This is a genomic window from Streptomyces sp. NPDC020780 (genome assembly GCF_044334475.1).
Lineage (GTDB): Bacteria > Actinomycetota > Actinomycetes > Streptomycetales > Streptomycetaceae > Streptomyces.
The window spans coordinates 310497-317173 of record NZ_JBIRTB010000007.1; the positions used below are offsets into that span (position 1 = coordinate 310497).

At 70.3% G+C, this 6677-nt stretch carries 4 protein-coding genes; all 4 read left to right on the top strand.

From position 1 onward, the window contains the following. Positions 1–124: 124 nt before the first annotated feature. The 4 genes from secD (at position 125) to ACH4VO_RS16130 (ending at position 6526) form a co-directional block, all read left to right on the top strand. Entirely contained in the window at positions 125–1876 is a 1752-nt protein-coding gene (gene secD / locus ACH4VO_RS16115; RefSeq protein WP_360985955.1) for a protein translocase subunit SecD, read from the top strand. 1 nt (position 1877) lies between these two features. Next, a complete protein-coding gene (gene secF, locus ACH4VO_RS16120; protein WP_360985952.1) occupies positions 1878–2987 on the top strand; it encodes a protein translocase subunit SecF in 1110 nt (369 codons plus the stop codon). Continuing rightward, complete coding sequence (locus ACH4VO_RS16125; protein ID WP_360985949.1) at positions 2984–3535, top strand: adenine phosphoribosyltransferase; 552 nt, start codon at positions 2984–2986, stop codon at positions 3533–3535. The genes secF and ACH4VO_RS16125 overlap by 4 nt, the downstream gene beginning before the upstream one ends. A 330-nt stretch (positions 3536–3865) precedes the next feature. Continuing rightward, entirely contained in the window at positions 3866–6526 is a 2661-nt protein-coding gene (locus ACH4VO_RS16130) for a bifunctional (p)ppGpp synthetase/guanosine-3',5'-bis(diphosphate) 3'-pyrophosphohydrolase (protein ID WP_360985946.1), read from the top strand. The last annotated feature ends 151 nt before the right edge of the window (positions 6527–6677 follow it).

Below are 6677 nucleotides of genomic sequence, written 5' to 3' on the forward strand. Positions count from 1 at the left end.
CACCTGCGGGTGTCCGGCGTCCCGCGGGCCGTGGGGCCTTCTGCGGGGGCGGGTCCCCACATCACTCAGTGGCCGCTCGGGCGCGTACCCGGCGCGGGGCGGTTGGACAGGGAGAAACGAAAAGGTGGCAGCACCGAAGAAGGGCCGGGGATCAACCGGTGGACAGGGCAAGCCGGGCCGTGCCCTGGCTCTGATCCTCATCGCCATGGTCGCGCTCACCGGCGGGATGTTCCTGTCCGGTCACACCACGCCCCGGCTTGGTATCGACCTGGCGGGCGGCACCTCGATCACGCTCAAGGCGAAGAGCCAGCCGGGCAAGCCGGACGCGATCAACGAGACCAACATGAACACCGCGGTCAGCATCATCGAACGCCGTGTCAATGGTCTGGGTGTCTCCGAGGCCGAGGTTCAGACCCAGGGCAAGTCGAACATCATCGTCAACATCCCCAAGGGGACGAATTCGAAGCAGGCCCGGGAACAGGTCGGTACGACCGCCCAGCTCTACTTCCGCCCCGTGCTCACCGTCGCCGGGGGCTCGCCGACGCCCACCGGTTCGGCGAGCCCGTCCGAGAGCGGTTCCGGGAAGCCGAACGCCACGCCCAGTGCGAAGGCGAGCGACCCGGAGACCGCGTCCGGCGGCAAGGGCACGCCCTCGGCGACCGCCACCACCCAGGGCCGCGCCGTCACCGGCGCCCTGAAGCAGGACGCGACACCGACCGCCTCCGGCAGTGGCAAGCCCAGCGAGACCCCGGCCGGGACCGAGAAGCCCGACCCGGCCACCGCGGCCCTGCAGAAGAAGTTCACCGAGCTGGACTGCGGCAACGCCGCGGCCCGCGCCAAGGCCGGCGACAACGTCAAGCCCGAGGACCCCACGGTCGCGTGCAGTTCCGAGGGCGACGCCAAGTACCTCTTGGGCCCGGCCGAGGTCTCCGGTACGGACGTCAACGACGCCAAGGCGCAGTTCGACCAGCAGCGCGGCATCTGGCTCGTCTCGATGGAGTTCACCGACAAGGGCTCCAAGAAGTTCCAGACGATCACCAAGAAGCTCTCCGCCCAGCAGTCGCCGCAGAACCAGTTCGCGATCTCCCTCGACGGCGAGGTCGTCTCGGCGCCCCAGGTGAACGAGACGCTCAGCGGCAGCGCCGAGATCTCCGGCAGCTTCACCCAGCAGTCGGCCGAGGACCTGGCCAACGTCCTGTCCTACGGCGCGCTCCCGCTGTCCTTCAGCGAGGACACGGTCACCACCGTCACCGCCGCCCTCGGCGGCGAGCAGCTCGAGGCCGGCCTCATCGCCGGTGCCATCGGGCTGGCCCTGGTCGTCATCTACCTGGTGGCCTACTACCGCGGCCTGGCGTTCATCGCGCTCCTCAGCCTCCTGGCCTCCGGCATCCTGACCTACACGATCATGGCGCTGCTCGGCCCGGCCATCGGCTTCGCACTGAACCTCCCCGCCGTCTGCGGTGCCATCGTGGCGATCGGTATCACGGCGGACTCGTTCATCGTCTACTTCGAACGCATCCGCGACGAGATCCGCGAAGGCCGTACGCTCCGTCCGGCCGTCGAGCGCGCCTGGCCCCGGGCCCGGCGCACCATCCTCGTCTCCGACTTCGTGTCGTTCCTCGCCGCCGCGGTGCTCTTCCTCGTCACGGTCGGCAAGGTCCAGGGCTTCGCGTTCACGCTGGGTCTCACGACCCTCCTCGACGTCGTCGTGGTGTTCCTCTTCACCAAGCCGGTCATGACGCTCATGGCCCGCACGAAGTTCTTCGCCGGCGGCAACGCGTGGTCCGGTCTGGACCCCAAGCGGCTGGGCGCCAAGCCGCCGCTGCGCCGCACACGCCGTGTCAACGCCCGCACCGACCACCCGAAGGAGGCGTGAGATGTCGCGACTCGGCAATCTCGGCGCCCGGCTCTACCGAGGCGAGGTCGGCTACGACTTCATCGGCAAGCGCAAGATCTGGTACGGCGTCTCGATCCTGATCACCATCACGGCCATCGTCGGCCTGGCCGTCAGCGGCCTCAACATGGGGATCGAGTTCAAGGGCGGCGCGGTCTTCACGACCGACAGCAAGGCGAAGGTCTCGGTCAGCCAGGCCCACGAGGACGCGGTGGCGGCCTCCGGCCACGAGGCGATCGTCCAGGAGCTCGGCAACGGCGGCCTCCGGATCCAGATCACCGAGGTCGACACGGCCAAGGCCGACCAGATCAAGACGCAGCTCTCCGACGACCTCGGCATCCCCGAGTCGAAGATCAACGCGGACCTCGTCGGCCCCAGCTGGGGTGAGCAGATCGCCAACAAGGCCTGGACCGGCCTCGGCATCTTCATGGTCCTCGTGGTGGTCTACCTCGCCATCGCCTTCGAGTGGCGGATGGCCATCGCGGCCCTCGTGGCACTGATCCACGACATCACCATCACGGTCGGCGTCTACGCCCTGGTCGGCTTCGAGGTCACCCCGGGCACCGTGATCGGTCTGCTGACCATCCTCGGTTACTCCCTCTACGACACGGTCGTCGTCTTCGACAGCCTCAAGGAGGGCACGAAGGGGATCACCAAGCAGACCCGCTGGACCTACAGCGAGATCGCCAACCGCTCCATCAACGGCACGCTGGTGCGCTCCATCAACACCACCGTCGTCGCGCTGCTGCCCGTCGCCGGTCTGCTGTTCATCGGGGGCGGTGTCCTCGGCGCCGGCATGCTGAACGACATCTCGCTGTCGCTCTTCGTCGGCCTCGCCGCCGGTGCGTACTCCTCGATCTTCATCGCCACGCCGCTGGTCGCCGACCTCAAGGAACGCGAGCCGCAGATGAAGGCCCTGAAGAAGCGGATCCTCGCCAAGCGGGCCGCCGCCTCCGCCAAGGGCGAGTCACCCGAGGACGACGGTGACGACCGGGCGCAGGACCTCGGCCCGGAGGCCGAGACCGCGGGGGCCGTCATCGGTCAGCGCCGCCAGCACGGCGGCCACGGCCGGACCCCGGGGAACCGCCGATGACCAGCACAGCGGCGCCGATCCGGGATCTGCTGCTCAGCCGGATCCGTGACGTGCCGGACTACCCGAAGCCGGGAGTGCTGTTCAAGGACATCACCCCGCTCCTCGCGGACCCCGTCGCCTTCACCGCGCTCACCGATCACCTCGCGGAGCTCTGCGTGCGCCACGGGGCCACCAAGATCGTGGGCCTGGAGGCACGCGGGTTCATCCTGGCGGCTCCGGTCGCCGTCCGGGCCGGGCTCGGCTTCGTACCCGTCCGCAAGGCCGGGAAGCTGCCCGGGGCGACGCTCGCGCGGACCTACGAGCTCGAGTACGGCACGGCGGAGATCGAGGTCCACGCCGAGGACCTGTCCGTCGACGACCGGATCATGGTCATCGACGACGTCCTGGCCACCGGCGGCACCGCGGAGGCCTCGCTGGAGCTGATCCGGCAGGCCGGCGCCCAGGTGGCGGGGGTGTCCGTCCTCATGGAACTCGGCTTCCTCGGCGGCCGGGCCAGGCTCGGGGCGGGGCTGCGGGGCGCCCCGGTCGAGGCACTGATCACGCTCTGAGAGCCTGACGGGTGACCTGGGATCGAAAAGCGGACGCGGTCCGGTGCATGCGATTCCAAGGCGCCGGAAGGCCGACGTAGTGGAGCTACGTGGGCCTTCCGGCAACGCGGGAAGCGTGCGTGCCAGGGCGCGGCCGCTCGGTCAGAGGTCACCCGACAGGCTCCGAGCCGTGCGCCCCAGGGCGCCGGCACAGCACCGCACAGGACGGGCACCCGGGAACACCCGGGTGCCCGTCCGCGTTGTGAGGGTTCCGCCTCCCCGGGCGAGGACCGGCCGGGGGGTCGATACCATGGGATTTCCGGGGAGCCCGGATCCGCACGAGGAGCGCTCTTGCCAGACGAGGTCCGTCCAGTCGCCGCCGCGCAGCCCGACAAGCCCGCGACGGCCCCCGCCACGCCCGCGAAGGCGCAGCCCGCCCCGGCGGGCGATGCCGGGGCGCGCGAACCCTCGGACGGCCGGGACCGGAGCCGTGGGGCGGCAACCGGTTCAGCCGAGCAGGCTTCACCCACCGAGCCGGGGCCCGCACCGGCGGCCCCCACCTCCGGCGGCGCTACACCGAAGCCTCCGGCACCCGACCCCGCCGTGCAGCCCGCGGCACCCGCACCCGCCGCCCAGCCCGCGGTGCCGGCGGCCGCGCCTCCGAAGCCGCCCGCCCCGAAGCCCCCGGCTCCCGCGCCGCCCGTGCGCTCAGGCGGTTCCTCCAACCGGGTCCGGGCCCGCCTCGCCCGCCTCGGCGTCCAGCGCTCCAGCCCGTACAACCCGGTCCTCGAACCCCTCCTGCGTACCGTCCGCGGCAACGACCCCAAGATCGAGTCCGCGACCCTGCGCCAGATCGAGCGCGCCTACCAGGTGGCCGAACGCTGGCACCGCGGGCAGAAGCGCAAGAGCGGCGACCCCTACATCACCCATCCGCTCGCCGTCACCACGATCCTCGCCGAGCTCGGCATGGACCCGGCGACGCTGATGGCCGGCCTGCTGCACGACACGGTCGAGGACACCGAGTACGGCCTGGACACGCTGCGCAAGGACTTCGGCGACCAGGTCGCGCTGCTGGTCGACGGCGTCACCAAGCTCGACAAGGTCAAGTTCGGCGAGGCCGCCCAGGCGGAGACCGTGCGCAAGATGGTCGTCGCCATGGCCAAGGACCCCCGGGTCCTGGTCATCAAGCTGGCCGACCGGCTGCACAACATGCGCACCATGCGCTACCTCAAGCGGGAGAAGCAGGAGAAGAAGGCCCGCGAAACCCTGGAGATCTACGCGCCGCTCGCCCACCGCCTGGGCATGAACACCATCAAGTGGGAGCTGGAGGACCTGGCCTTCGCGATCCTCTACCCCAAGATGTACGACGAGATCGTCCGCCTCGTCGCCGAGCGCGCACCCAAGCGCGACGAGTACCTCGCCATAGTGACCGACGAGGTCCAGTCCGACCTGCGCGCCGCCCGCATCAAGGCCACCGTCACCGGGAGGCCCAAGCACTACTACAGCGTCTACCAGAAGATGATCGTGCGGGGCCGGGACTTCGCCGAGATCTACGACCTGGTGGGAATTCGGGTACTTGTCGACACGGTCCGCGACTGCTACGCGGCGCTCGGCACCGTCCACGCCCGGTGGAATCCGGTGCCCGGGCGGTTCAAGGACTACATCGCGATGCCCAAGTTCAACATGTACCAGTCGCTGCACACCACGGTGATCGGCCCCAGCGGCAAGCCCGTCGAGCTGCAGATCCGTACGTTCGACATGCACCGCCGCGCCGAGTACGGCATCGCGGCGCACTGGAAGTACAAGCAGGATGCCGTGGCGGGCGCCTCCAAGGTGCGCACCGACGTGCCCAGGAACACCGGCGGCCGGGGTCAGGACACGGTCAACGACATGGCGTGGCTGCGCCAGCTCCTGGACTGGCAGAAGGAGACCGAGGACCCCAGCGAGTTCCTGGAGTCGCTGCGCTTCGATCTGTCACGCAACGAGGTCTTCGTCTTCACGCCGAAGGGCGACGTCATAGCGCTGCCCGCCGGGGCCACGCCGGTCGACTTCGCCTACGCCGTCCACACGGAGGTCGGCCACCGGACCATAGGGGCACGGGTCAACGGACGGCTCGTACCGCTGGAGTCGACGCTCGACAACGGCGACCTCGTGGAGGTGTTCACCTCCAAGGCGGCCGGAGCCGGGCCCTCCCGGGACTGGCTGCAGTTCGTCAAGTCGCCCCGGGCCCGCAACAAGATCCGTGCCTGGTTCTCCAAGGAGCGGCGCGACGAGGCGATCGAACAGGGCAAGGACGCCATCGCGCGGGCCATGCGCAAGCAGAACCTGCCGATCCAGCGGATCCTGACCGGCGACTCCCTGGTCACCCTCGCCCACGAGATGCGCTATCCCGACATCTCGTCGCTGTACGCGGCGATCGGCGAGGGCCATGTCACCGCGGCCGGCGTCGTCCAGAAGCTCGTCCAGGCGCTCGGCGGCGAGGACGCGGCCAACGAGGACCTGGCGGAGAGCTCGCCGCCCTCGCACGGCCGGAACAAGCGCCGGGCGAAGGCGGACCCGGGTGTCGTCGTCAAGGGTGTCGAGGACGTGTGGGTCAAGCTGGCCCGCTGCTGCACGCCCGTGCCCGGCGACCCGATCATCGGGTTCGTGACCCGGGGCAGCGGGGTCTCCGTACACCGCGCGGACTGCGTCAACGTCGACTCGCTCTCGCAGCAGCCGGAGCGGATCCTCGACGTCGCATGGGCACCCACCCAGTCGTCGGTCTTCCTCGTGGCCATCCAGGTCGAGGCGCTGGACCGTTCCAGGCTGCTCTCCGACGTCACCCGCGTCCTGTCCGACCAGCACGTCAACATCCTGTCGGCGGCCGTACAGACCTCCCGCGACCGCGTGGCCACCTCCCGCTTCACCTTCGAGATGGGCGACCCCAAGCACCTGGGCCACGTCCTGAAGGCCGTACGGGGTGTGGAGGGCGTCTACGACGTCTACCGGGTCACGTCGGCCCGCAGGCCGTAGGACGCGGACGCACGGAAGGGGGGCCCCCCCCCCGGGGGGGGGGGGGGCCCCCCCCCGCCCCCCCCCGCCCCCGCCCCCCCCCCCCCCCCACAACACCCCCAATAGCGCCGGGGGCCCCCCCCCCAGCCCGCCCAAGAAGGCAACCCGGAGC